At 43.4% G+C, this 26,244-nt stretch carries 26 protein-coding genes; 10 read left to right on the top strand and 16 right to left on the bottom strand.

The window, feature by feature from the left end:
- Positions 1-8: 8 nt before the first annotated feature.
- The 3 genes from IGJ26_RS14475 (at position 9) to IGJ26_RS14485 (ending at position 2,610) form a co-directional block, all read left to right on the top strand.
- Entirely contained in the window at positions 9-1,340 is a 1,332-nt protein-coding gene (locus IGJ26_RS14475) for a 6-phospho-alpha-glucosidase (RefSeq protein ID WP_008379332.1), read from the top strand.
- 63 nt (positions 1,341-1,403) lie between these two features.
- Positions 1,404-2,177, top strand: a complete 774-nt coding sequence (locus IGJ26_RS14480; protein ID WP_430599703.1) for a MurR/RpiR family transcriptional regulator — start codon at positions 1,404-1,406, stop codon at positions 2,175-2,177.
- Positions 2,170-2,610, top strand: coding sequence for a hypothetical protein (locus IGJ26_RS14485; protein ID WP_086316618.1), 441 nt, complete (start codon positions 2,170-2,172; stop codon positions 2,608-2,610). The genes IGJ26_RS14480 and IGJ26_RS14485 overlap by 8 nt, the downstream gene beginning before the upstream one ends.
- Before the next feature lie 56 nt (positions 2,611-2,666).
- Here the strand turns inward: IGJ26_RS14485 and IGJ26_RS14490 are convergent, their stop codons facing one another.
- On the bottom strand, positions 2,667-3,497 hold the full coding sequence (locus tag IGJ26_RS14490) for an endonuclease/exonuclease/phosphatase family protein (protein ID WP_086316619.1): 831 nt from the start codon (positions 3,495-3,497) through the stop codon (positions 2,667-2,669).
- Positions 3,498-3,590: 93 nt separating this feature from the next.
- Positions 3,591-5,765 carry a PTS transporter subunit IIBC gene (locus tag IGJ26_RS14495; protein ID WP_194199194.1) on the bottom strand — a complete coding sequence of 725 codons (2,175 nt, stop codon included), beginning with the start codon at positions 5,763-5,765 and terminating at the stop codon, positions 3,591-3,593.
- Positions 5,766-6,016: 251 nt separating this feature from the next.
- Between IGJ26_RS14495 and IGJ26_RS14500 the strand changes: the two genes are divergently transcribed.
- Both IGJ26_RS14500 and IGJ26_RS14505 read left to right on the top strand, forming a co-directional pair.
- Complete coding sequence (locus IGJ26_RS14500; protein WP_194199193.1) at positions 6,017-8,281, top strand: glycoside hydrolase family 65 protein; 2,265 nt, start codon at positions 6,017-6,019, stop codon at positions 8,279-8,281.
- 107 nt (positions 8,282-8,388) lie between these two features.
- Complete coding sequence (locus IGJ26_RS14505; protein WP_005227844.1) at positions 8,389-9,408, top strand: LacI family DNA-binding transcriptional regulator; 1,020 nt, start codon at positions 8,389-8,391, stop codon at positions 9,406-9,408.
- Positions 9,409-9,485: 77 nt separating this feature from the next.
- Here IGJ26_RS14505 and IGJ26_RS14510 read toward each other — a convergent pair whose 3' ends face one another.
- Both IGJ26_RS14510 and IGJ26_RS14515 read right to left on the bottom strand, forming a co-directional pair.
- Positions 9,486-10,451 (bottom strand): ribose-phosphate diphosphokinase, encoded by a 966-nt coding sequence (locus IGJ26_RS14510; protein ID WP_005233536.1) that lies wholly within the window; start codon positions 10,449-10,451, stop codon positions 9,486-9,488.
- Between the two features lie 71 nt (positions 10,452-10,522).
- Positions 10,523-11,062 (bottom strand): C39 family peptidase, encoded by a 540-nt coding sequence (locus IGJ26_RS14515; protein ID WP_005233534.1) that lies wholly within the window; start codon positions 11,060-11,062, stop codon positions 10,523-10,525.
- 140 nt (positions 11,063-11,202) lie between these two features.
- On the opposite strand from IGJ26_RS14515, the gene IGJ26_RS14520 reads away from it, so the two are divergent.
- Positions 11,203-13,095: a M13 family metallopeptidase gene (locus IGJ26_RS14520; RefSeq protein WP_061053352.1), complete on the top strand. Its 1,893-nt coding sequence runs from the start codon at positions 11,203-11,205 to the stop codon at positions 13,093-13,095.
- A gap of 63 nt (positions 13,096-13,158) precedes the next feature.
- On the opposite strand, the gene IGJ26_RS14525 is transcribed toward IGJ26_RS14520, so the two are convergent.
- Both IGJ26_RS14525 and IGJ26_RS14530 read right to left on the bottom strand, forming a co-directional pair.
- The gene (locus tag IGJ26_RS14525) at positions 13,159-13,767 is read right to left on the bottom strand and encodes a hypothetical protein (RefSeq protein ID WP_144331040.1); all 609 of its coding nucleotides are present in this window, start codon (positions 13,765-13,767) and stop codon (positions 13,159-13,161) included.
- 137 nt (positions 13,768-13,904) lie between these two features.
- Positions 13,905-14,459 (bottom strand): hypothetical protein, encoded by a 555-nt coding sequence (locus IGJ26_RS14530; protein ID WP_008379314.1) that lies wholly within the window; start codon positions 14,457-14,459, stop codon positions 13,905-13,907.
- 870 nt (positions 14,460-15,329) lie between these two features.
- Between IGJ26_RS14530 and IGJ26_RS14535 the strand changes: the two genes are divergently transcribed.
- Complete coding sequence (locus IGJ26_RS14535) at positions 15,330-16,349, top strand: hypothetical protein (protein WP_087664563.1); 1,020 nt, start codon at positions 15,330-15,332, stop codon at positions 16,347-16,349.
- A 101-nt stretch (positions 16,350-16,450) separates the two neighbouring features.
- On the opposite strand, the gene IGJ26_RS14540 is transcribed toward IGJ26_RS14535, so the two are convergent.
- Genes IGJ26_RS14540 through IGJ26_RS14550 form a run of 3 tightly spaced genes read right to left on the bottom strand, consistent with a single transcriptional unit; the run spans position 16,451 to position 18,053 of the window.
- Complete coding sequence (locus tag IGJ26_RS14540) at positions 16,451-16,750, bottom strand: hypothetical protein (protein ID WP_005227832.1); 300 nt, start codon at positions 16,748-16,750, stop codon at positions 16,451-16,453.
- Positions 16,751-17,314, bottom strand: a complete 564-nt coding sequence (locus IGJ26_RS14545) for a cysteine hydrolase family protein (protein WP_144331041.1) — start codon at positions 17,312-17,314, stop codon at positions 16,751-16,753. It lies immediately after the preceding gene.
- Between the two features lie 43 nt (positions 17,315-17,357).
- The gene (locus tag IGJ26_RS14550) at positions 17,358-18,053 is read right to left on the bottom strand and encodes a 5'-methylthioadenosine/adenosylhomocysteine nucleosidase (RefSeq protein WP_430599704.1); all 696 of its coding nucleotides are present in this window, start codon (positions 18,051-18,053) and stop codon (positions 17,358-17,360) included.
- A 152-nt stretch (positions 18,054-18,205) separates the two neighbouring features.
- Here IGJ26_RS14550 and IGJ26_RS14555 point away from each other — a divergent pair, with 152 nt between their 5' ends.
- Positions 18,206-18,808 carry a class I SAM-dependent methyltransferase gene (locus IGJ26_RS14555; protein WP_008379308.1) on the top strand — a complete coding sequence of 201 codons (603 nt, stop codon included), beginning with the start codon at positions 18,206-18,208 and terminating at the stop codon, positions 18,806-18,808.
- A gap of 57 nt (positions 18,809-18,865) precedes the next feature.
- Here IGJ26_RS14555 and macP read toward each other — a convergent pair whose 3' ends face one another.
- Positions 18,866-19,162: a cell wall synthase accessory phosphoprotein MacP gene (gene macP / locus IGJ26_RS14560; RefSeq protein ID WP_005233519.1), complete on the bottom strand. Its 297-nt coding sequence runs from the start codon at positions 19,160-19,162 to the stop codon at positions 18,866-18,868.
- The gene (locus IGJ26_RS14565; RefSeq protein WP_008379307.1) at positions 19,155-19,733 is read right to left on the bottom strand and encodes an NUDIX hydrolase; all 579 of its coding nucleotides are present in this window, start codon (positions 19,731-19,733) and stop codon (positions 19,155-19,157) included. Before IGJ26_RS14565 ends, macP begins: the two co-directional genes overlap by 8 nt.
- Before the next feature lie 218 nt (positions 19,734-19,951).
- On the opposite strand from IGJ26_RS14565, the gene IGJ26_RS14570 reads away from it, so the two are divergent.
- Together IGJ26_RS14570 and IGJ26_RS14575 are read left to right on the top strand one after the other, a co-directional pair.
- Positions 19,952-20,593, top strand: coding sequence for a 5-bromo-4-chloroindolyl phosphate hydrolysis family protein (locus IGJ26_RS14570; RefSeq protein WP_008379306.1), 642 nt, complete (start codon positions 19,952-19,954; stop codon positions 20,591-20,593).
- A 97-nt stretch (positions 20,594-20,690) separates the two neighbouring features.
- On the top strand, positions 20,691-21,884 hold the full coding sequence (locus tag IGJ26_RS14575) for a toxic anion resistance protein (protein WP_005233515.1): 1,194 nt from the start codon (positions 20,691-20,693) through the stop codon (positions 21,882-21,884).
- 84 nt (positions 21,885-21,968) lie between these two features.
- Here the strand turns inward: IGJ26_RS14575 and IGJ26_RS14580 are convergent, their stop codons facing one another.
- The 5 genes from IGJ26_RS14580 to IGJ26_RS14600 all read right to left on the bottom strand — a co-directional run bounded on the left by IGJ26_RS14580 (position 21,969) and on the right by IGJ26_RS14600 (position 26,234).
- Entirely contained in the window at positions 21,969-23,300 is a 1,332-nt protein-coding gene (locus IGJ26_RS14580) for a sensor histidine kinase (protein ID WP_144331042.1), read from the bottom strand.
- Entirely contained in the window at positions 23,294-23,980 is a 687-nt protein-coding gene (locus IGJ26_RS14585; protein WP_016612966.1) for a response regulator transcription factor, read from the bottom strand. Before IGJ26_RS14585 ends, IGJ26_RS14580 begins: the two co-directional genes overlap by 7 nt.
- A 74-nt stretch (positions 23,981-24,054) precedes the next feature.
- Positions 24,055-24,213, bottom strand: a complete 159-nt coding sequence (locus IGJ26_RS14590; RefSeq protein WP_005233508.1) for a hypothetical protein — start codon at positions 24,211-24,213, stop codon at positions 24,055-24,057.
- Positions 24,214-24,253: 40 nt separating this feature from the next.
- The gene (locus IGJ26_RS14595) at positions 24,254-25,567 is read right to left on the bottom strand and encodes a PASTA domain-containing protein (RefSeq protein WP_005233507.1); all 1,314 of its coding nucleotides are present in this window, start codon (positions 25,565-25,567) and stop codon (positions 24,254-24,256) included.
- Positions 25,560-26,234: an ABC transporter ATP-binding protein gene (locus IGJ26_RS14600; protein WP_008379303.1), complete on the bottom strand. Its 675-nt coding sequence runs from the start codon at positions 26,232-26,234 to the stop codon at positions 25,560-25,562. The genes IGJ26_RS14595 and IGJ26_RS14600 overlap by 8 nt, the downstream gene beginning before the upstream one ends.
- Between the last annotated feature and the right edge of the window lie 10 nt (positions 26,235-26,244).

The following is a 26,244-nucleotide window of genomic DNA, read 5'->3' on the forward strand; positions in this document are numbered from 1 at the left end:
AAGCAAAAATGAAAAAATTTTCAATCGTGATCGCTGGAGGCGGCAGTACCTTTACCCCAGGAATCGTCTTGATGCTTTTAGAACACTTGGATCGTTTCCCGATTCGCCAAATCAAGTTTTACGACAATTTGGAAGAACGACAAGAAAAAGTGGCACAAGCTTGCGAGATTTTATTGAAAGAACGCGCACCCGAAATCAGCTTTTTAGCAACCACTGATCCCGAAACCGCGTTTCAGGATGTCGATTTTGTGATGGCGCATATCCGAGTTGGCTTGTATGCGATGCGCGAAAAGGATGAAAAAATCCCTTTGAAATATGGTGTGGTCGGCCAAGAAACTTGTGGTCCTGGCGGGATCGCTTATGGGATGCGTTCTATCGGCGGTGTATTGGAGTTAGTCGATTATATGGAAAAATATTCCCCTGATGCGTGGATGTTGAATTATTCCAATCCTGCAGCGATCGTCGCAGAAGCGACTCGTAAATTGCGCCCTGATGCTAAGATCATTAATATTTGTGATATGCCAGTGGGAATCGAAGAACGGATGGCGCAAGCGATCGGTTTAGCTTCTCGCAAAGAATTGGTCGTTCGCTATTATGGCTTGAATCACTTTGGCTGGTGGACAGATATACGAGACAAAGCTGGCAATGACTTGCTGCCGCAGATCCAAGCGCATGTAGCAAAATACGGCTATTCATTGCCAGAAGAAATCGAAGCGAGCCAACATGCTGATGCCAGCTGGATGCACACCTTTGCCAAAGCAAAAGAAGTGTACGAGGTTGATCCATCCACTTTGCCAAATACCTACTTGAAGTATTACTTTTTCCCTCAAGATGAAGTGGCGCACACCAACCCATCTTTTACACGGGCAAATGAAGTCATGGCTGGTCGCGAAAAACACGTCTTTGGTGAATGCCAACGCATCGTAGAAAACCAGACAGCGACTGACACCACGCTTGAAGTGGATGAACACGCCAGCTACATTGTTGACCTTGCACGAGCGATTGCTTATAACACGCAAGAACGAATGCTGTTGATCGTGCCTAACGAAGGAGCGATCGTCAACTTTGATGAACAGGCAATGGTGGAAGTGCCTTGTATCGTCGGCAGTAACGGGGCAGAACCAATCACACAAGGCAAGATCCCTCGCTTCCAAAAAGGATTGATGGAACAACAAGTCGCCGTAGAAAAATTAGTCGTGGAAGCTTGGGCAGAGGGTTCTTACCAGAAGCTGTGGCAAGCACTGATTCTTTCAAAAGTGGTCCCAAATGCCCGTGTAGCTAAAGAATTACTCGATGAATTGATCGAAGCAAATCAAGCCTTTTGGCCAGAATTACACTAGCCAGCGTTCTTCGCCTCCCCTCCTGGCTTTTCAGCTATACTTAATCAATAAGGAGGGGTTTTTGTGAAATTACAGTATTTGATTCAACAGCACCAAGCAGAGTTAAGTGAACTTGATCGTGGCATTCTGAACTATATTCTTTCCCACGGCGATACCGTTCTATCTATGGGGATCGTCGAGCTATCCGAGCAGGTTCACGTCTCAAAGTCTTCTATTTTACGGTTGACGAAAAAACTTGGTTTTTCTGGCTATTCCGAGTTCAAATATTTTCTACGGCATCGGCAAGAACAGGCAACAACGATTTCGCAGCAAAAAACGATTTTTGAAAAGCAACAAGAGGATATTTTCGCCACCCTAAACTATGTAAAAACAGTAGACTTAGCTGCCCTCAACCGCTTGTTTGACCGCAGCAAAACCATCTACTGCTACCCAACTGGGTTTTCCCAAAAGAAAGCACTGGAGGAGTTTTCCAAAATGATGCTTTCTATGGAAAAACGAGTGATCGTATTGCCGAACAAAACGGAATTTGATATGGTCATGCCGATGATCACTGTCGAAGATTGTGTGATCATCGCCTCACTGAGCGGCGAAACAGAAAACGTCAAAGAGAATCTGACGACTTTTGCGATTCGTCAGATTCCCGTTTTGACATTGAGTGCGCCAGGAGATAATTATTTTGCTCGCCATTCAACGTTTCACCTGACCTATTATTGCGATTTTTTTCAAATCGGTCGCAAGAAAATCCCTAGCCAGTCTTTGATCGGACTGAGCTGCTTGATTGATTATTTGATCCGTTCCTACGGACTATTCACTTTACAGGAGGGCAACCATGACTAAACGAAAATGGGCGTTTCCATTGATTTTACTGAGTTATTGGCTTTTGATCGCCGGTGCTTACTATCTTTATCTTTCCTTGACTGCCTTCAACCATGGGATGACCTTTGCCCAGTACCTCAACTCGCAACCGTTAGCCGCTTTAGGGGTCTTGTTAAGTAGTCTCCTTTTGCTGCAAGGGGCTTGCCTGTACTTTATTCAACGGTTTTCCATGAGTAAAAAAGGCCTTTTGGGTCAGTATTTATTCCTGATCTTCTTTCAACAGTTACTGACAGCGAATGTCATCGGCGCAGGACTCGTCTTTTTTACAAGAAGAAGTCTTTCGAGTCAGGAGGAAAACGCAACCGGGGGCGAAAAGAGTTTTACCTATGGGGCATTAGCATTCATTCTTTTATTGAGTTTATTCTTTTTCCTCCTTGTTCGATCAGCGATTTAACTTCCCCAAAAAGAAAAGCAGTGCCGGTTGGCGCTGCTTTTTTGCTGTCGCTCATGTTAGTTTGGATCTGTTTTTGAAGCAAAAACCACTTTGATTCCAAAGTGATCGCTGACGATTGGAGTACGCGTTCCGTCAAAAACGACTTCATATTCCGTTGCTTGCAGGTCATTAGATGCAAAAACATAATCGATCCGCAATGCTTCTCGATTGTCTTGCCAACCATCAATGGCTTTAACGACAGAGGCTTCCCCGGTCGTTTCAGCAGCCGTTAAAAAGCTGTCTTGCAGCTGTAAGGAGCTGTCAAGGACGAGTTGATGACCAGAACTGGCGGCATCGTTGTTGAAATCTCCTAGAATCAATAAGGTATCTGCCCGTTCTGCTAAAAATGCTTCTGTCTGTTGCCACTCGTAGGCAAATTTACCGTCTTGCCACCAAGAAAAGTGACAGCTAACGACTTGTACGATCTGCCCATCGGCTTCAGTCACGCCGCTCAGGTTTTTGCGCGTGGTATGATCCCAGACATCCGTGGCTTGTGAAGCAAGATATTCTTTGGCAATGATGGGCTGTTTGGACAATAAGGCATTGCCTTCGTGGTAAATGTCATAGCCTACGTGACTGTAGGTCCATGACCAATAGTAGTCACAGTCTAACAGTTGCAGTTCTTCCACTAGGCGTAAAGCAAAATTGTCCTCCTTGATTTCCACCAGCGTATCTGTCGGGCAATAAAGCCCATCAGGAACGATGGTTTGAGCAGCGATCGTTTGGTTGACTTCTTGCAAGGCGATGATGTCATAGTCGCCTGTTGCAATCTCTTGTGCGATCATTTTGCATTTTTCTAGCTGATTTTCTTCTAACCAGCTATGGGTGTTCAATGTTAATACCTTCATGAATAAGGCTCCTTCTCTCGGTTTGCTTGTACGATTCCTTTTAAAAATAAAAGAGAGCGGGTCAACAAAAGAGTCGACCCGCTTGTCATTTTATTATAGTTTTACGATTCCAACAACTGCGGCTGCTTGTTGCTTGCCGATTTGGGTCAATTCAAAGGAATCGATTTGATCGCTGTTGGTCAACACTACAACGATGGTGGTGTCTTTGCCAGCAGCACTTACTGCAGCGAGATCCATCTCCGCTAACTTGTCACCGACCGCCACTGGTTGTCCTTCAGTGACAGCTACCGTAAAGGGTGCACCGTTTAAGTCAACGGTATCTAAGCCCATGTGAACCAATACTTCGATGCCTTCATCAGAAAGCAAGCCGATCGCATGTTTCGTTGGGAAGATGTTGGTGACTTTCCCGCTGATTGGTGCGACAACTGTCGTCTGCTCTGGACGCACGCCATAACCGTCACCCATCATTTTTTCCGCAAACACTTGGTCTTTGACAGAGGTGATCGGCATCACTTCTCCAGTGGCAACGGCAGCTAGTTCAGCTGTCACGCCTTGGCTTTGATGGGTAGTGGTTTCAGCTGGTGCTTGACTAGCAGTCGGTTCGGGAATCGTGACACCAGAATCTAAGATATCTTGAATGTCTGATTTTAAGACATCTGCTTTCGGTCCATAGACTGCTTGCACACCGTTGTCTTTTACGATCAAGCCTAAAGCCCCTGCGGCTTTCCACGCTTTTTCATCGCCGACCGCTTCCCGATTTTTCACAGAAACTCGTAAACGGGTCATACATGCATCAACGTCGGCGATATTTTCACGTCCCCCTAATAAATGAATGATTTTCACGACTTGCGAATCTGGGTTCAAGTTGCCATCCGCCGAAGCAGTTGCTGGCGCATCGCTGGCCCCTTCTGTTTCATAGTTGCCGTTTCTACCTGGTGTTGCAAAGTTGAATTTTTTGATCAAGAAGTTTGCCAAGAAATACATCCCGACACCAAAGACGATGGTCACTAACACAAAGTTGATCAAATCTTGTCCTAAGCCGGCATTGATCGCCATTGGGGTACGGGTCAACAACTCGATATTCCCAAAAGAATGGACCCGTAAGTTGACGATATCCGCCATCGCAAATGCCGCCCCTTGTACGACTGCATAAACGATGTAAAGCGGTACGGCAGCAAACATAAACATGAACTCCAACGGTTCTGTTACCCCTGTCAAGAAGACAGCGATGGCAGCTGATAAATACATAGAGGTATATTTGTGCCGTTTGTCCGCATCGACATTGCGGTACATGGCATAAGACAAGCCCATCAAGATCCCAGATGAACCAATCATTTGTCCAACTTTAAAACGGGCAGGAACAAAGTTTTCCAATAAAAATTGATATTGTGACGTATCGCCAGCATTGCGCATATTCACTAGATCTGTTGCCCAGGCAAGCCATAATGGGTCTTGTCCAAAGACTTGGGTGCCGGCTTGTGCCCCAGAAAGAATTGTGTAGGTTCCACCTAATTCGGTGTAATTGATCGGGATTGTCAACATATGATGCAGCCCGAATGGTAAGAGCAGCCGCTCCAAGGTTCCAAACAAGAACGGTGCTAAAACGGGCGCACTTTCTTGTGATTGCGCGATCCATAAACCGAAGTTGTTGATGCCGGCTTGAATGTAAGGCCAAACGATCGATAATACTAATGCGACGACTACTGAACGGGCAATCACCACGAAAGGGACGAAGCGTTTGCCGTTAAAGAAGGAAAGCGCATCCGGTAATTTGCGGAAATTATAGTATTTGTTGTAAGCTGTTGCCCCCACAAAACCGGCGATGATTCCGACAAAGACACCCATGTTCAAAGCAGGTGCTTCTAATACACTAGTAAAGAAACCGTCGATCATGATCTTTGTCCCAAACAACGTATGGGTAAAGGCGCCTTCTTCGGTTAACATCGCGCTCGTCACGCCAAAGATCGAACCAGTGATCCGGTTGATCAAAATAAAGGCGATCCCGGCAGCAAATGCCCCACCAGCTCGCTCTTTAGCCCAACTACCACCAATAGCTAATGCAAATAATAAATGCAGGTTACCAATAATTGCCCAACCAATGTTTTCAATGACGCCTCCTGTGGTGATCAAGAATGCCCAGTCGGCATTAATCATTGGGATCGTTTTCCCAATACTGATCATCAAACCAGCGGCTGGCATAACAGCGACAACCACCATTAGCGCTTTTCCGAATTTTTGCCAAAATTCGAAGCTCAATAATTTTTTCATCTTCCTTCTTCCTTCCCTGAATCGATTTACGCAATCGGTTTCTTAATAATTTCATTCTAACGGAGAAAAAAGATTTTGTAAACCCAGAAATATCAAAAGGGATTCTATTCGCTTTTTCACCTTTATATAACTGAATCTCTCTTTCTCGATGTTTCCTAATAGGAAATTCTTTAAACGCAACAACTTTCACTTTACGATGCAATCGTTTGCGCTTATGATAGAGATATCAAAAAGATTCTGGAGGGACTTTCATGAAAAAAATCCAACGATTGTTCGAGATCGATCCATGGAAAATCGCGACATCTACCTTAGATAAAGAAAATCGTCGACTGCAAGAGTCGCTAACAAGCATCGGGAATGGCTACATGGGAATGCGCGGCAACTTTGAAGAACAATACAGCGGCGATCATCACTTAGGTACCTATATCGCAGGTGTCTGGTACCCAGACAAAACACGTGTTGGCTGGTGGAAAAACGGCTATCCTGACTATTTTGGCAAAGTGATCAATGCGGTCAACTTTATTGCAATGGACCTATTTGTCAATGACCAATTAGTCGACTTAGCAAAAATCAGCCCAAGTGATTTCCGTTTAGAACTAGACATGGAAACCGGGATTTTACGCCGCAACTTTACTGTCACTTTGGCAGGTGCAACGGTTAAATTCTCTTTTGAACGCTTCTTGAGCATCGTAAAACGTGAACTTGCCCTCATTAAGATGGATGCTGAGATCATTGAAGGCGACGCTGAGATTAAAGTCGTTTCTAAACTAGATAACAACGTCCATAACGAAGACAGCAACTACGACGAACGTTTCTGGGAAGAATTGGCTCATGGCCAAACCGAAACCTTCCATTACTTGACCACTCGGACTGTAGAAAATAATTTTGACATTGAACGCTTCACTGTCACTTCTGCTATGCGTCATAGCCAAATACCGACTGATTCCGTGAAAAGCGAACTTTGCGTCGCTGATACCTTTGCCTTTTCTGGGGCAGCCGGTGACACCTTCTCATTGATCAAAGAAGTCTTGATCATTACGAGTCGTGATGTTCCCGCTCATGATCATCCAGCAAAAGTCACCGAATTAGGCACTTTATACAAAGCAGATTATGATGCGTTGCGTGCAGAACAAGTCGCTGCTTGGAAAGCCCGCTGGGATTTAGCCGATGTGATCATTGAAGGCGATGCTGCGGCGCAACAGGGGATTCGTTTCAACCTGTTCCAATTGTTTTCAACCTATTATGGCGAAGACGAGCGCTTGAACATTGGACCGAAAGGCTTTACTGGTGAAAAATATGGCGGTGCGACTTACTGGGATACCGAAGCCTATGCAGTTCCATTGTATTTGGCATTAGCAAAACCAGAAGTGACCCGCAACTTGTTGAAATACCGTCACAACCAATTGCCGCAAGCCCATATCAATGCGCAAAAACAAGGCTTAGCAGGTGCCCTTTACCCAATGGTGACCTTCACTGGGATCGAATGCCACAATGAGTGGGAGATCACTTTCGAAGAAATCCACCGAAACGGTGCCATCGCTTATGCCATTTACAACTATACGAATTATACTGGCGATACAAGTTACCTGAAAAAAGAAGGATTAGAAGTGTTAAGCGCGATTTCACGTTTCTGGGCAGATCGTGTCCACTATTCAAAACGTCAGCAAAAATACATGATCCATGGCGTCACTGGACCAAACGAATACGAAAACAATATCAATAACAACTGGTACACCAATAAAATGGCTACTTGGGTCTTAGCTTATACCTTAGCCAGCTATGAAGCCTTCAAAGACGAAGCGGCTGTCACGATCTCTGACGAAGAGCAAGCCAAATGGCAAGACATCATCGACAATATGTACTTCCCAGAAGACCAAGAGCTTGGAGTCTTCGTCCAGCATGATACCTTCTTAGACAAAGACTTGATGCCCGTTTCCGATCTTGATCCAAAACATTTACCATTGAACCAAAATTGGTCGTGGGATCATATCTTGCGCTCTTGCTTTATCAAGCAAGCCGATGTTTTGCAAGGGATCTACTTCTTCGGTGATCAATTCAGCAAAGAAGAAAAACAACGGAACTTTGATTTCTATGAGCCGATGACAGTGCATGAATCTTCCCTTTCCCCAAGTATTCATGCGATTTTGGCAGCGGAATTAGGCATGGAAGAAAAAGCGTTGGAAATGTATGAGCGGACTGCTCGTCTTGATTTGGACAATTACAACAATGATACCGATGATGGCTTGCACATCACTTCTATGACCGGCAGCTGGTTAGCGATCGTTCAAGGCTTTGCTCAAATGAAAACCGATCACGACCACTTAGGGTTTGCGCCATTCTTACCTAAAACGTGGAGCCGCTATGCCTTCCACATCAACTATCGTGGACGTCTGCTCTTTGTTTCCGTCAATGAGTCAACGGTGACTTTGAAAAAAATCAGCGGTGAGGCATTGCCAATCAAGGTTTATGGCAAAGACTATGTTTTAGAAGACGAAATCAGTACAGCGATCAACTAAACAAGCCTTCTGAAAGAAGAAATGTCTGCATTTCTTCTTTCTTTTGATTGGCTCTACCCTTGTGCCGACACTTTGTGATACTATAAGCTAAAAAAGGAGGGAAATCAGTGAGCATTACGGTCAAAGATGTCGCCAAAAAGGCTGGCGTCGCTACATCCACGGTTTCTCGTGTCGTAAACGATCATCCCAGCATTTCTGAAGATACCAAGAAGAAAGTGCGCAAAGTAATGGCAGAAATGGGCTATGTCCCCAATCTTGCAGCTCGAAATCTCGGCAAACAGATATCCAGTGCCATCGGCGTGATCTTGCCGCCTCTTGATTCGAAAGAACGACTAGGAAACCCCTTTTATTTAGAAACGATCGAAGCCATCAATGAAGAGGCCCGCCATCATCAAATGACGGTTGCCGTTGCCTCCGCCCGTGACTTTGCTACATTACTAAAAAACGTGGAACGGATGCACCTGCAAAAACAAGTAGATGGCTTTATCTTGGTCTATTCCGATGAAAAAGACCCCATCATCGATTATCTGGTCGAAAAAGAAGTCCCCTTTACCTTGATTGGTCAACCATACAGCAATGAAGACAAAATCGTTTTTGTCGATAATGACAACCAGTTGTTAGGCAAGCAAGCAACCGAGCATCTGATCGCCCAAGGGCATACGAAGATTTTATTTGCTACTAATACGACCCATGAAAATCTGTATTTCGAACGTTTTTTCGGCTACCAAAAAGCCATGATGCTGGCAAATCTCCCCTTTTATCCAGCATTGACCTTTGAAAAAGCGGAAGATTACGTCACGTTCGAAGAAACGATCAAAGAATCCCAAGCAACGGCCATCGTCGTGATCGATGATCTGTTCGCTGTGCGGATCATTCAATTAGCGACGATGTATGGCTACAAAGTCCCCGACGATTTATCCATCATCAGTTTCAACAATTCGATCTTTGCTACTTTGACACATCCGTATTTGACTAGTATCGATATCAACGTGTTGTCCTTAGGAAAAATCGCTACCGAACGGCTGATGGCGCAATTGAATCATGAAGATTCAAACGGCGTACAGCTGGTCGTACCACATAAGCTGATCAAACGAGAAACAGTCTTGAACCGCAACCAGTTGAACTGATCCGCTGTGTCTGGTCCACTTCCCCCACACGCAAAAGCACCCGCTGTCCCTAGGGATAGCGGGTGCTTTTCATATTTTTATTTATACTCTTTGCTTTCCAGGCGGAACAATGGACTCATTGGTGTATTTTCGTGAATGCGGCGAACGGCTTCCCCCATCAATTCAGCACAAGAAATGTAGTGCAGTTTTTCTGGATGGCGTTCTTCGCTGGTCCAACAAGAATCGGTGACACAAATCCTTTCAATCGCTGATTGATCCAAAATTTCTTTAGCTGGCGGCGAAAGTAAGGCGTGAGACACACAAGCATACACTTCGCTGGCACCAGCTTCCTTCAACAAGTCTGCCGCTTTTGCCAATGTATGGCCGGTATTTAAAATGTCATCAACTAAAATACATTTTTTCCCAACGACATCACCAATCACATAGCCGCCATCGGCTTCATCTTGATCGACGATCGCGATCGCTGTATCTAAGTATTCTGCCAAACTACGGGTCCGTTGGACACCGCTGTTTTTTGGTGAAACAACGACATAGTCGTCACCAGTCATTTTTTGTTCGCGATAATAATGGGCAAACAATGGGATCGTAAAGAGATTATCCACTGGGATGTCGAAAAATCCTTGAACTTGGACGGCATGCAGATCAAGCGTCAAGATCCGAGAAGCCCCTGCTTCCACCAGCATATTGGCAATCAATTTTGCAGTAATCGGCTCATGAGGGTTGGCGGTTCGGTCTTGCCGCGCATATGCGTAATAAGGCAAAACGACATTGATGGTCTTCGCACTAGCCCGTTTCATCGCATCGATCATGATCAGCAACTCTAAATAATGATCATTGACGGGTTCATTCGTCGATTGAATGATATAAATATGGTCGCCCCGCACACTTTCTTCAATATTGATGGCAATCTCTCCATCACTAAACTGTGTCACTTTTGACTTCCCTAGTTCTGTACCGAAAACTTTCGCAATGTTTTCTGCTAATGGTAAATTTCCATTTAAACTAAAAATTTTCAACGAACTATCTTTATAACTTTCGCCCATGATTGCCTCCAATGAATGTGGTTGTTTTCTTCTATTCTAGCACAAAGTGACTGTTTTTTTAACCGTCTCGTTCAAGGAAGTGTGACGGTACCGTTTACCCAACTGGCGGGAATTACTTTTTTGTAGTTGCCCCAGTTGTCATGAACTTTAAAATAGCGTTCTCCGCTGGCGGTTTCGGCGTAGGCGTAAGCCACGACCCAATGATTGCCATATGTGCTGCCTAAAGGCTTCAAAATACCGATGATCACCGGTTTGCCTTCGTCGATTCGTTTGCACGCTCGATGCCAACCGCCAACAACGGTCGCACGTCCGCGGTAAGGCAATTGGAATTGATCGAAAAACCGAGTCAAACCATGACTGACTTGCCAAGCGATCGTCGGCAACCCATGAGGCTGAATCAGCACACGCAGCATTTCCGTCACTACTGTCAGATCCCGCTGTTTTTTTCGACGAAACGCTTTCGGGATGATCGTTTCATCGATGTAATCTTGATAGTAGGCCAAAAAGACGGCTGCCGCATAGGTGCCGCATAAATACCCTGAAGGAGTGACCCACTGCTTATACGGACGAAACCGCTCTTCGGCGATCCCTTTCCACTCTACTTGTTCCATCTCGTTCACCTGCCTTTTTTCTTATTATACCTTAGATTCTCCTCCTACTTGGATCAAAACCCTTTTTCGTCTAGAAAACTTTTCTTTGCGTCCTTACAGATTTTGTTTCATAATAGTAGAAAGCGAGAGGAGCGAAAGACATGACAACCTTGTTAAAAGATGATTTTTATGACTATGTAAATGGTGAGTGGCTGGAGACCGCTGTTATTCCAGCAGATAAACCCGCTACGGGTGGATTCCAAGATCTCGTTGACGGAATCGATTCCTTAATGATCGCAGAATTTGAAAATATGGCACACGATCCCCATGCTACGCCAAAAGGCCGCATGAAGGATGCTGTGGCTTTTTACCGCTTAGCCAGCGATTTTGCCCAACGAGAGGCAGCTGGCGCTACTGAAGCAAATGCACTATTAGCAAAAATCGAAGCGTTGCGTTCTTATGAGGAATTGAATCAGCAACTGGCAAGTTTCGTTTTAGATGGCATTGCCTTGCCTTTCCAACTGGATGTCGATGCAGACATGAAAAATGCGCAAATGAATACTTTGTCGGTCTATCCGCCTGCTACTATTTTGCCGGATAAAACCTATTACACAGAAAATCCCCAAGCAGGCGAAATGCTGCAAGTCTACTTTGAGATGGCCGTCAACGTTTTAGTTGCTTATGGAAAAGACCAAGCAGAAGCGGAATCGATGGTAGAGCAAGCGATCGCATTTGATAAATTGATCGCCCCTCATGTCCGCAGTGCGGAAGAAAGTGCGGATTATAGTAAAAACTACAATCCTCGCTCCTTGGAGGAATTTGCAAAGCAAGCTAGCAAGATCGATTTTACACAACTCTTGACAGCCCTTTTACCAGGTACACCAGAAGAGCTGATCGTAACGGAACCCGCTTACTTTGAAGCCTTTGACATTATTGTTTCTGATAGCCATTTTGAACTCTTGAAAGGCTGGATGATCGTCAACCAAAGCTTGCGCTATACTAGCTATCTGAGTGAAGAATTGCGTCAGTTAGGCGGAACCTACAGTCGCTACTTATCAGGGATCGATGAAGCGGCTCCCCAACAAAAAGCGGCTTATTACTTAACGATGGGTCATTTTAGTCAAGTGATCGGTGATTATTATGGACGCAAGTACTTTGGGGAAATGGCGAAAAAAGACGTCAAACACATGGTGGAAACAATGATTGCTGTCTACCAAGATCGTTTGCGCAACAACACGTGGTTAAGTGAAGAAACCCGCCAAAAAGCGATTATCAAATTGAATCGTTTAGGCATCCATGTCGGGTACCCTGATCAAGTTCCTGCTATTTATGATCAATTGCATACCGATGAAGAGAAAAGTCTGTTGGCAAATGCCCTTCATTTCAATCGTTTGTTCCGAGAAGATACCTTCAAAAAATGGCAGCAGCCCGTGGATCGCGAGGAATGGGAAATGTCCGCCGCTACCGTGAATGCCTACTATCACCCATTTAAGAACGTGATCGTTTTCCCAGCAGCAATCTTACAAGCGCCCTTTTATAGTTTGGAGCAATCCACCAGCGCAAATTATGGGGGGATCGGCGCGGTCATTGCTCATGAGATTTCCCACGCCTTTGACAACAACGGGGCAAAATTTGATGAATATGGTAATTTAAACAATTGGTGGACAGAAGAAGATTTGGCACACTTTGAACGCTTAGCTCAAGCGATGATCGACGAGTTTGATGGCCTGCCCTTTGCCGGCGGTACCGTCAACGGAACATTGACTGTTTCTGAAAACATCGCCGATGCAGGCGGACTAAGCTGTGCGCTAGAAGCAGCGCAAAAAGAAAGCGATGTTTCTTTAACAGACTTCTTCACCAATTGGGCGAAGATTTGGCGTACAAAAGCCAAAGAACAATACCAACAGCTCTTACTGGCGATCGATGTCCACGGACCAGCTAAACTACGGGCCAATATCCAAGTCCAAAATATCGATGAATTTTATACAACCTTTGATATCAAACCTGGTGACCCTATGTATCGTGCACCAGAAGATCGTGTGCAGATCTGGTAAACAAAAGCGCAAGAAAAAGACAAACCATAGATAGCTAGGGTTTGTCTTTTTGCTATGGATTTTTTAGAAGTGATAGATGAACGAGACAACTAACGAAAGAACCCCCAGGAGAATATGAATGATACCTATGCCTACGAAAAAACAAAGCAAGACATAGTACATCCTGCATTTTCTATCTTCATAATAAAAGGCTTTATAATAGTCGAATGCCAATACACACCGCAGTAAAACATAGAACATCATAAAAAAATGAAGAAAGTAGAGCCGTTCCAGATGGTAAGTGATTTTCTCTAAGGGTATCGTTCGAGACAGTAAACCAATCAAGGGATCGGCAGTGAAAATCAAGATAAAAAAACCAGCCAAGAAGAAGAAAAAGTGCACAATTCCAGCGAGATGCTTTTTGTGTTCAGGAACAAGCTCATGACGGTTTAAACTTGAAGTTGTATTCCAGGCTAGTATCATAATCATTGCACTCACAGCCGTTAACCCAATCTCTCGAATATCTGAAGTTCCAAGAGTTCCAATAGGTCTGATTGGGGGTCTATAAGGCCTGAGTGGGGATCTATGATATTTCTCAAAAATTATTGCGCTCCCAAAGATTACATAATCAATGATGGAATAGATCTTCCCTTTTCGCTGATAACTATCAAGGGTTTGATATCTTTTTTTCAATACATTAAAAACCTCCTCACAATTTAAATGGAGTAATCCAGTAACAAACTTATTCGATTGAAAGACAATCTTTTAATCACCTAAAGCTTGTCTTTTGCTAATGGATTCTTTTAGAAAGGATGAATAAATGAGACAAATTAAGTAAGAGCGGCACGAAGAATACGAATGACACCTACGCCCACGAAAAAACAAAGCAAGACATAATACATCCTGCATTTTTTATCTTCATAATAAAAGGCTTGATAATAATCGAATGCCAATACACACCGCAACAAAACATAGAACATCATAAAAAAATGAAGAAAGTAGAGCCGTTCCAGATGATAGGTGATTTTCTCTACCGGTATCGTTCGCGATAGTAAACCAATCAAGGGATCGGCAGTGAAAATCAAGATAAAAAAACCAACCAAGAAGAAGAAAACGTGCTCAATTCCAGCGATATGCTTTTTGTATTCAGGAACAAGCTCATGGCGGTTCAAACTTAAAGTTGTCTCCCAAGCTAGCAAAAACACCATTGCGCTCACAGCCGACAACCCAATCCCACGAATATCTGATCTCCCACGAATTATAGGTCTAATTGGGGAGCTATGATATGTTTCAAGTAATATTGCAGCCCCCATAATTATATGATCAATGATGGAATAGATTTTTCCTTTTCGCTTGTATAACGTCACTTGATCCGTTTTCCCCAATACAAAGCCCCCTATTCTATTCATAACTGAGTATATTTTTGAAAAAACTTTTCCTATGGCACTGAGGTATGGACGTAAACTCCGAAGACACTATTTGCGAAATAAAAAGTTTATGGACATGATCCACATATAGAAGAGTGCACCTCCTACTAGAAATAAAAAGCTGTATACATAAATATAGCCCATGTAGCATTTTCTTTTTTTGTAATAAAAGGCTTGATAGTAATCAAAAGCGAATAAACACCGTATCAAAGCGAACAGTAACATAAGTAGATTGAGAAAATACAATCGATCGAAGTGATACATAATCTGTTTCAAAGGTAATTGGTTTCGAAAAAGCAAATGATTAATTAAGCTTTCTGATCTGAATAAAAGCAAAATAAAAGAGACGAGTAAGCCGAGAAAAAAACTGATTTCTATACTATGTTTTTTTTCTTTAGGAATGTTTTTATGCGCATTCAACAAATAGGTCTTATAAAGAGAGTAGGACATTAATACGCTAAATAAGCCACCTACCATATACTCGTTCGTCCCCGGAATATGTAAATACTTAGGAATCGTAAGCGGAAAAGAATGATATGCACTAAAACAAAGGGCTGAGGTGATCACTAGATAATCAATCAAAGCATACAATTTTCCTTTAGTTGTATCATCGTCGAATATCTTGAATTTTTTCACTTCCCTCCTCTTTTAGCAATCAAGGTTATCTGCTTAGGGATACCTCCAAAAATTAAGACGAAATAACTAATCCTACATTTTTTAAACAAATTAATCAAATTTAGATAAAATAATTCATTTTTGTGTTTTTATATGATAAATTTAACTTGTATAACACGTGTTGTCAAACTTTAATTATGAGGAGGAATTGAAATGAAGCAAAAATATTCAGTTATATTGTTACTTGTCGTTTTACTGAGTGGTTTTTTCTCACCAATCACGGCATATGCTGTCAGTGAGAGTGGCAATTTTGCAGATGTTCCTGATGACCATTACGAAAAAGCGAATCTATTGGTCGCCCTTGAAGAAGAGCTAGTAGAAATCGGTTTATCTTTGGAAATCTTTGCTAATACGAGTATCGATTTTGAAAATTTACAGTACCAGTCACTATTGCCAGCAGAGGAGCGTTCAGAAAGAAGTCTACCAGCTGTTACGCCGGTCGTTCCTTTTGAGTTTCCTAAAGTCAAACAATTTGCCACTAGAATTTACGGGAACAATCCCACCAATGATCAACTTATGCACACATTTATGCTTTATTATTTTGATGTGCATGATTATGATCGCAATGCTGGGCTGGTGGGTGACAGACTTCCCCTTCGTTACTACCCTGAGTATTACACCTTCAATGACACCAATGCTTACAATGCCTTCCTTAGAACCACTACGGGAACCAAGTACTTGAATTTCGCGTTATCATCTTATGATACGGTAATTAGTCTTAAAGATTATTTTTCAAATCTAGATATCTATAACCTTAAAAATCATGTCTCTAATGTAAAAAAATCCATTGCGGGTTACAAGACCTTAGAACATGGAGCCTCTTTCATTGATGCTATTCATAAATATTTCACTGAAGAAAAACCTTCATTAGAATCCATAAACTCCCCAGAAAAATTCATGGAAGAAATTTCCAAAATAATCGATACACAAGAAACCATCGACCAAGCTTCGAAAAAAGCTTTAAAAGGGATGTATGACACCGTTTTAGACTCTGTCTTTCTTCTACTTATGGGTGCAAATCCAATTGGGATAGCGGGAATCGCTACCATGTATGTTACCGCTATGGCGACAATGTACGTATCTATTATTGATCTTGCTGCCATCAATACTTTAGCAGGTACACGAAACAGCCGTCTAAACTTTAGACAGCTTAATAACTGGGGTATGTGGTAGCAAATAAAAATCAATTTGTTACCTATCCCCACCACTTACTATATGAAGAAGGAACCTTCGGAAATCAGTTGATTTTCGAAGGCTCCTTCTTCTATCGTTGTTTATTTCTGTAAAGCTTTTTTCATCATACTGATCACAGAATCAAATTGGGAATGCTCATTGACGACTTGATCGGCTTTTTGCCGATTGGGGCGGTCTTTTAGAAAGTCGAAGATTTGGTTTTCATTCTGGATGCCTAATTTAGCCATAAACTCATCCAAGTTCTGAAAATCCGTATACTTTTGTAAGAAGTCATTGTTCAACAACGCCTTCACATCAAGATCCCCTTTTTGATACGCTTGATAAAGGCTAGTCAGTTCACTGAAACTGAAATTTGCTTTTAATTGATCCATCCATCCCATTTATGCTTCCTCCTTCGCAGAAATGATTTTCGCACCAAGGGTATTTTCAAAATGGCGTAGTGCCCATTCATGTCCGACCGCGTCAAAGCTAGCAACGGTATCTGCATCGATCACCAGTTGGTAGCCTAAATTATAGGCATCCACTGCTGTATGCAAGACGCAGATGTCGGTACAAACACCGGTCAGGTACAATTCCGTAATCCCTCTTTCCCGGAGTCGGATGTCCAAGTCGGTACCACTAAACGCTGAGTAATGGCGCTTGTCGATCCAATAGACATTTGGCGCATCCTGATAGTTTTCATAAAGCGGGGCTAAACAACCATAAAGATGTCGCCCCGCACTGCCCGCAAGATTGTGGGGTGGGAACAAGCGGTTTTCAGGATGATAGTTGTCTGTTTCCTCATGACGATCAATGGCAAAAACGACATACTCACCGGCTTCGATAAAGGCTTGCGTCCGAGCCACTAAGGCAGCTTCAATCGCTTGCCCAGCAGCACCCGTCGTCAATCGTCCCTCATCTGCAACAAAATCAAACGTATAATCAATGGATAGTAATGCTCTCATGCTTCCTTCCTCCTCTTACGGATCGGCTCTCCTGTTTTTTAAGTTACTTTAATGTTTCAACGAATGCCAAGACCATTTCAGCGGAACGCTTGCCAGCTTCTAAGATAAACTCATCAAAAGAGACGGTTGCTGCGTGGTCGGCGGTGTCGCTAATCGCGCGCACGATTAAGAAAGGAATATTGAATTGCTGCGCAGTCTGTGCGATCGCGGCTCCTTCCATCTCACAAGCCAAGGCATCTGGAAAATGTCCTAAAATCTCCTGTACTTTTTGCGGGTCATGAATGAAGCTGTCACCAGTAACGATCAGTCCCTTTTTCACGGTATGATGGGTCGCTTCTGCGGCTTTTGTCATCTCACTGATCAAATAGCGGCTGGCTTCATAATACAAAGGCATCCCACCAGGCAACTGGCCATATTCATAACCAAAGCCCGTCACATCGACATCAAAATAGGCCACTTTATCTGAGATCACTAAATCCCCTACTTGTAAACCGGCACCGATCCCACCAGCTGATCCAGTATTGATCACCATATTGACCCCGTATTGTTGGATCAGTAAACTAGTGGTGATCGATGCCAGAACTTTACCAATACCTGAACGAACGACGATCACTTCATGATTGCCGATACTTCCTGAAATAAATAGTGCGCCGCCGCGTTCCCAAGAAAGCGGTGAAATCAACTGTTCCCGCAACGCCTTGATTTCTTCCCCCATTGCACCAATAATACCAATTTTCATGTGTTTGCCTCCTGCTTCTCGTTTATTTTTCATCCTTTAAAATGAAAAACAACAGAAATTTCCACGTATCTACTGACGTGTTTTTTCTCCTTTCATGATAAACTAGTTTTGACGAAACGAACAGTTTTTTGTCATTATCAAAGGAGGCACTTATGTCTGAAATTTTCAACGCCATGGCAGCAAAATACGATACCCCTGAACGGATCGCGTTAGCACAATTAGTCACCCAAACCCTTGAACCTTATTTTAAAGACAACCAGCACCAAACTCTGATCGATATCGGCGGCGGTACCGGCCTAGTAAGTCTGCCCTTAGCAGCTTATGTCCAGCACTTAGCCATCTGGGATACTGCCCCTGGCATGATCGAGGTTTCTGAAAAAAAAATCAACCAACTGCAGCTGGCCAATGCTTCTGCAACTGTCCACGATCTGCTGCAAGAATCCTTACAAGCAAAAGCAGACGCTGTGCTGCTATCCCTCGTCTTGCTGCATATTCCTGACACAGCCGCTATGATGGAAAAACTATACGCCTTGCTGCAGCCAGGAGGAACCCTTTACCTAGTGGATTTCCTCAAAAATCCCGCCGTGTCTCACCCGCTGGTTCATAATGGGTTTGACCCTGCTGCATTGACTCAACTGACAGAGGCGATTGGGTTTACCGACACTTCCTTTACCGTTTTTCATGAAGCGGATCATTTGTTCATGAATCAGCCAGCGGCCATGTTTTTAGCTATTTTGAAAAAGCCGACCGAATAACAAAAAAGCCGCACTTGCAGAAGATGCAGGGGCGGCTTTTTCTTAGTACTAGATGAATCACAACAAAAAGATCGCCAAACCGACGACGACTAACAATAAAGTGACGATCACAATGGCTTTCATTAAAAAACGGTTCAGATCCCGAGATTTCTGGTTCTCACCGGCACGGGTCTTCGTGATTTCTTTGTTTTTCTTGCGCACTTTTCGGTAGTGGTTATCAATTTGTTTTTCTTTTTGTTTCCATTCTTTCTTGCTTTGCTTTTCTACGATTTGCTGATTACGTTCAGACGCCGCTTGTTCTTCTTCGCGTCGGCGTCGAAGTTCACTGCGGGTGATCAATGGTTCTTTAGGCAAGTCCGTTCCTCCGTTTCAATTCCAGCAACTCCCAAAATTGGATCGCAAACACGGTCTTCGCATCACAGATCGTTCCATCAGCGATAGCGGCTTGTGCTTGCTCTAAGCTCAATTCATAGACTTCCAGCACTTCGTCTTCGTCTTGCGGTAAGGGATTTGCCACTTTTTCCAGCTCTTTCGCATAATAGACGTGCAAGATTTCATTCGCAAATCCTGGTGAAAGGTACATAGAAGAAACATGCTCTAGCGTTTTTGCGCGATAGCCAGTCTCTTCTTCCAATTCCCGGGCGCCAGTCAAATCTGGACGTGCGCCTTCTCCTGGATCGATTTTGCCTGCTGGTATCTCTAAAATCACTCGCTCTAATGGCTTTCTGAATTGGCGAACGAACAGCATTTTGTTCTCACTCGTCAAGGCGATCACGGCCACCCCACCTGGGTGGAAGACTAGTTCGCGTTTACTGGTTCCACCATTGGGCAAGGAGACATCATCAACCACCACATCAATGATTTTGCCATGGAAAATTTCATTCCGTTGGATCGTTTTTTCTTCAAAATCTTTAAATTCTAACATCTATCGACACCTAACTTTCCTCATACGTCTTATCTATCAAACACTTTAGCATAATTTAGAAAAAATATCTTCTTAAGAAATAGCAAGAAAGCTTATGAATTTACTAAAAATCGGAAAATCCACCCCAAGTCTGATATTTTTCTTTTAGTGAACATGCTAAAATAAAGATGTCGAATAACCCAATCTACTTGTCCAAGAGATTTTTAGGAGGAGGAAAAATGAAAAAAAACATCTGGCTGATCGTTGGTGCGATCGTCCTCATCAGTATTATTTTTAACGTAGTAGGCGATTCATTTGCGAGCCTATTATTAATCGTCGGTGCGATTTTAGTCTACGTCGGTATCAGAGGACGTAAAGTTCCGGCAGCGGATCCACAAGTTTTGCCTTCTTTAACGAGAGAACGAGAAGCCCATTACTTGAAAAGCGGAATGACTGCTCGTGAGATCGAATTGTTCCGTGAAACGATGAATCAGACGAAACACCAAATCGATAAATACCAAAAAAATATCACTAGCAATAACAAGTTAAAAGCCATTGACTTGCGTCACGATGCCTTGCGTGCCTCAAAAGCTCTTTTCAAAGAACTCGTAAAAGAACCAACTAAACTGCCTTTGGCAAGTCATTTCCTTTATACCCACTTGCCCAATATGGTCGATTTGACCGATAAGTTCATTGAAATCAATAGCCATGAGATCAAAAGTCGTGAGACCTATGATAAAATCGAAGAAAGCACACAAATTATCGAGCAAATGGCTTCCTTGATCGCCAAAGACTACTCCCAATTTGTAGCAGACGATCTTGATGACATGGATATTGAGTTATCCATTGCCAAACAAAGCATAAAACGAGATAATGAATAGGGATAGATTCTGATTGGCAACAAAAAAAGAATCTAAAAAAAAATCTAGCCCAGGCTAGATTTTTTTCGAAAGCAGACAATTATTAGGAGGAGTTATTATGAGTGACACACCAAATCAAGTAAAACCCGTAACGGATACGCTTGACGATTTATTGAACAACCCATTTTCAACCCCTGTCGACACTTTGACCACTACTCAACAAGCGGAGATCAGTCAGCTGAAAGAACAGCAAACAGCACCGCGTTTGATTGACAAATTACCGCCAGAGCGTCAAGCACAGGCCCAAGAATTAGCCAGCAAGATCGATGCAACTGACCAGCAAGCAGTCATCACCTATGGTGCAGCTGCCCAAACCAAACTTGGGGAGTTTTCCCAATCTATGTTGAACCATGTCCAAGCAGCTGATATCGGCCCTGTGGGCGACTCATTGACTGAGTTGATGTATCGCTTGCAAGAAGCTAATCCAGATGAACTGCGTGCAGGTGAAGGCAACTTATTCAAGCGGATGTTTGGTAAAGTAAAACAATCCATTTTTGAAATCACCGCTAAATATCAAAAAATCGGTGCCCAAATCGACAAGATCGCCGTCAAATTGGATAAAGAAAAAGACGGTTTGCTAAAAGACAACCTGATGTTGGAACAGTTGTATCAAAAGAACAAAGATTACTTCGATGCATTGAACATCTACATTGCCGCTGGCGAGTTGAAGATGCAAGAATTGCAAACCAAAATCATTCCTGAAGCCATGAAAAAAGCAGAAGAAACGAATGATCAAATGGACGTACAGATCGCCAACGATTACACGCAATTCCTAGATCGTTTAGACAAACGGACCCATGACTTGCGCTTGGCACGTCAAATCACGATCCAACAGGCACCGCAAATTCGCCTGATCCAAAACACGAACCAAGCGTTAGCAGAAAAAATCCAAGCTTCTGTCAATACAGCGATCCCACTATGGAAAAACCAAGTGGTCATTGCCTTGACTTTATTGCGTCAAAAAGATGCAGTTACGGCACAGCGCCAAGTTTCTGAGACCACCAATGATCTATTGAAGAAAAACTCAGAAATGTTGAAAGTTTCTGCTATTGAAACAGCGAAAGAAAACGAGCGCGGCATCGTCGACATCGAAACATTGCAAAAAACACAAAACGACCTTGTGGAAACGATCCAAGAAACATTACGGATCCAAAAAGAAGGAAAAGAAAAACGTCGTGCTGCCGAAGTGGAATTGGGTCATCTAGAAGAAGACTTGAAAGACCGCTTATTGGATTTAACTAGCAACAAGTAAATTTCACCTATTAAAAGAGGACTTCCATTCATGGAGTCCTCTTTTTTTGAAAAATTTTATTTAAGTGAAAGCAGCGATCCAATCTCAATGAAATGAAACTTCAAAATGATTGACGCCGTCTTGATCCACCGTCAAACTGATTTGCGCCTGCAGCATTTCTGTGATGGCTTTGGCGATGGCTAAACCTAACCCATAGCCACCGTCTTGATGGTTGCGAGAAGGATCCCCGCGGTAGAAGCGGTCAAAGACATAGGGAATTTTTTCTTCGGGGATCGGACAACCACTGTTGGAGACTTGCAGCACTGTCTTTCGTTGCCGTTCGATTAGGGCCACTGTGACTGTTTCTCCAGCGGGCGTGTATTTCAAGGCATTGTCTACCAATATCATGGTCAATTGCCGCAAGGCTTGCTCATTGCTTTCAAGGCGCACCTGTTTAGAGATCTGTTCCTGATAGTGGATCCCTTTTTCCAGCGCAATCGCCTCCATGCTTTGATAAACACTTTGCACGACTTGACTGGCATCGATCACCGAACGCACCATTTCTTGCTCGGCACTTTCAAATTTGGTCAACATCAATAAGCTATTTACTAGCTCATCCATCCGTTCGGAACCTAACTGAATGTTTTCCAGCCATTTCATTTGGCTTTCCAAGGTTTCTTCTGGACTGCCAGCTAATACCTCAGCATTGACTTGAATGATCGCCAGTGGTGTTTTCAACTCATGGGAAGCGTTAGAAACAAACTCTTTTTGTTTGCGCCAAGCCAGTTCCACCGGTCGCAAGGCTCGATTGGCCACATAAAAACTAGCGATATAAATACTGGCTAAAGCTAAAACGCCGATGAGCAAAAGCGTGTTTCTTAAGTTGCTTAGACTGGTTTTGTAGTCGGTGACGTCAAAGAACAGCACTTGATAAAATGGCTCGTAATTATTGATACTGGTGGAATATTCCCCTATTGCATCGTAATCGATTGAGTATTGATTGAAAGAAGTCACTAAAAAGAGCGCATACCGCCAATTTCGACCATTCACCTTCACTTCGTTAGGAATCTCCCCTTGTTTCGCCGCTGCATCGACCAAGGCTTCATAAAGCTCGTTTTGATCGACGCTCTCATCAATACTTTGAATCACGACATCCATTTGGCTAATGTCAAGTAGAGCGATCTCTCTGAGCTCACTGGTACTATTCGTGATGGTCAACATCATTGGATACTCAGGCTCTGTCAGTGATTGCCGCACTTCCTCCTCATCCAAAGGTACCGCAGCTAGGGTGTTTGCTTCTTGCGAGATCAATGATTGGATCTCGTTTTCAATTTGGGTGGCATTCAAAATATAGATAAAGGTAAAGGCACCTAAGACAATGATTGAGATCAACGCCATATTGAACCACAGCATTTTATTTCGCAATTTTTTTAACATGGCGGCTCCTTGCTCTGCAAAATATACCCCGCATTGCGGATCGTGCGAATGCCGATATCCGCTTCAAGCAGCGTCAGTTTTTTCCGCAGCAAAGACACATAGATTTCAACGCGGTTTTCTTCCACATCGGGATCAAAGCCCCAAATTTTATTGATGATGGTTTCTTTTGATAAGATCACTTTGGGTCTAGATAAGAACAGTTCCATCAGTTTCATTTCTTTGGGTGACAACACCACTTGATTGCTAGGCGTGGCTAACTGCAGCTCATTACGATCTAAGCCCACGTTGCCAAAGGCTAACTGGTCTTCTTGATAATCCAAATCTTTTCTTCTGCCTAGCGAACGAATCCGTGCCAGCAACTCTTTCATTTGAAAGGGTTTCGTCAAGTAATCATCTGCCCCTGCATCCAAGCCGAGTACTTTGTCATCGACTTCGCTTTTGGCCGTCAACATAATGATCGGCGTGCGAATATTTTGCTTGCGTAACGTCTTTAGCAATGTGATTCCATCGATTTTGGGCAGCATGATATCCAAAACGAGAATGTCATATACACCACTCGCTGCATAATCTAATCCGGTTTCGCCGTCAAAGGCCAAATCGACGGAATAATGTTGTTTCTTCAATAAGCTGGCAACAGCTTCTGCGATCGATGGCTCATCTTCTACGAATAAAATCCGCATTGGTCAGTCCCCCTTTTGCACTCATCATTTCTTTTTTCAATCACTTTTCGGTAAGCATAATCATTCCTGTAGGATCATTCCAATTGTTCTCCAATAAAACGTTCTGTTGAAACGATCCGCACGTGTTCGCTGGATTGATGAATCCACATGTGTAGCAACAATGCTACCATACCGCTTAGTAAAAACACAAACAGCTTTTTCCTAAGGTCTTGAAAATTCTCTTGATGACGCATGGGTTTCCTCCTTTTGCAGGTTGACTAAAAAAGAAAGCGACTATTCAGAATCAGATGCCGCTGGGGCTGTCTGATTGCCTAAGCTGATATCGAAGGTAATCGTATCTTCTAACGGTAAAAACTGATTGAACTTGCTCATCCCCACGATTGTCCCGTAGGGTTCTGCTGAATTGACATAACGGACTTGATAGCTGATGTTCGCCCCTTTTGAACGGAATTCATCAAAGAAGAGTTTTTGCAGATCCCCTTCAAGGATCTCGCTTCGACGGTAATCTTTGATATAAGGTTGACCTGCCGAATAGACGACTTCAATGCCTTTGTCATCTTTGCTGGTTAAGACGGTCCCGGCGGTCTCACTTTGCGAGATCAATTGTCCATAGGGCAGACTCTGAGTAAACTGCATCCGCATCCGCACAGTGACACCCTCAACAGCGGCCTGGGCATCATCTGGTAAAATCGTTGAAAAGTCTGGTACGGTGACCCCTTTCCCTAGGGAAATCGTTACTTGAAACGCATCCCGTTTCGCGATTTTTTCTTTTGGTGCCACGCTTTGTTCAATGACCTTGCCTTCTTCCACAGTATCCGAAGCCTGTTCTTTGACTTCAAGCTCCAGCTCATGGGCTTTCCCCCATGTTTCTACCTCTGCACGGGTTTTATCACTAAAGTCTGGTACTTCAATATCTTTTTCAAAGGTTTCTTCGCCTTTGGAATAAAAGACTCGTCCGACATCTCGACGATGATAGTTCTCTCGTGAGACTTCTTTATTGGTAAATTCTACTCGAATCGGTGCTTTTTCCTCGATCTCATCGTGGTATTCATCGACGATCGTCAAATTGCTTGCTTGATTTTTTTCGATCCACTCTGCTGCCTCGTCCCTCGTCATTTCCATAAAGTCTGGCAATGCCAATTTCTCTTCTGGATCAGGTCCTTGGCTCACGGTTAGATGCAGGGTGCTTCTTTTTCTGACTCGACTTCTGGCAGCTTCTGCTTGGGCGATCACTTGATTGGCTGGGGCTTCATCATAGGCTGGTGTGACATCAACCGCAAGACCATGTTCCGCTGCCCATTCTCTGACCTCTGAGATCTCTTTGTCCACAAAGTTATCCAACCGGACATACGCCAATTGGAAAAATAAAAAGCCGCTGAGTATAAAGAGTCCAAGCAAGGCAGCTAACCCTAGCAATCGTTTTTTTCGCCGCTTCTTTTTGAAGGAGGGATCATGTTCGATCCCCTCTTCTAAAGAAGCTGAACCTTTTTCTTTGCGGGAAGCACGGGAAGAAGGTACTTCGGCTGCTGCTGATTCCTTGTCTGGCTGTTTCGGTTCTTCTTCAAACTTCGATAAAAAATCACTCATAGGCCGTCAACGCACCTTTTTTTAAGTAAAAAGTCTGATCTGACTGCTTGGCGATCTCGGTCGAATGGGTCACTACGATGATGCACTTGTTGTGGATCGCCGCTAGTTCTTTAAAAATATCCACGATTTCTTGTTCCATGCCTTCATCCAAATTCCCGGTAGGTTCATCGGCTAAAATGATATCAACGTTGGTCGCTAAAGCACGAGCGATGGCGACCCGCTGCTGTTCCCCACCGGAAAGCTGATTGACGAAACGATCGGCTTTCGTGGAATTGATGCCGATATAGTCCAGCAAACGATACGCAATTTGATCGTGCTGATCCGGGAGTTTGTTGTCTGAAATCGCCATTGAAACAAGGACATTTTCTAAAGCCGTTAAATAAGGGATCAAGTTATAACTTTGAAAAATCAAACTGATTTTGTTGCGGCGATATTCTTCATAACCGATCGTTTTGATATTTTTTTCTTCAAAAAATACTTCCCCGTCGGTTGGCTGATCCAATGCACTGATCAAGGAAAGAAAGGTGGTCTTTCCTGAGCCTGATTTTCCTAAGATCGTATAAAATTTGCCTTTTTCAAAGGAGATATTGGTTTTATCTAAAATTTTCCGGCGATTCTCGCCATCTTGGTAGTAATACGTCATGTCTTTGGTTTCTAAAATTGCCATGTTCATCGCT

This window comes from Enterococcus sp. AZ095a (assembly GCF_050546735.1).
GTDB classification, from domain to species: Bacteria; Bacillota; Bacilli; order Lactobacillales; family Enterococcaceae; genus Enterococcus_D; species Enterococcus_D entomosocium.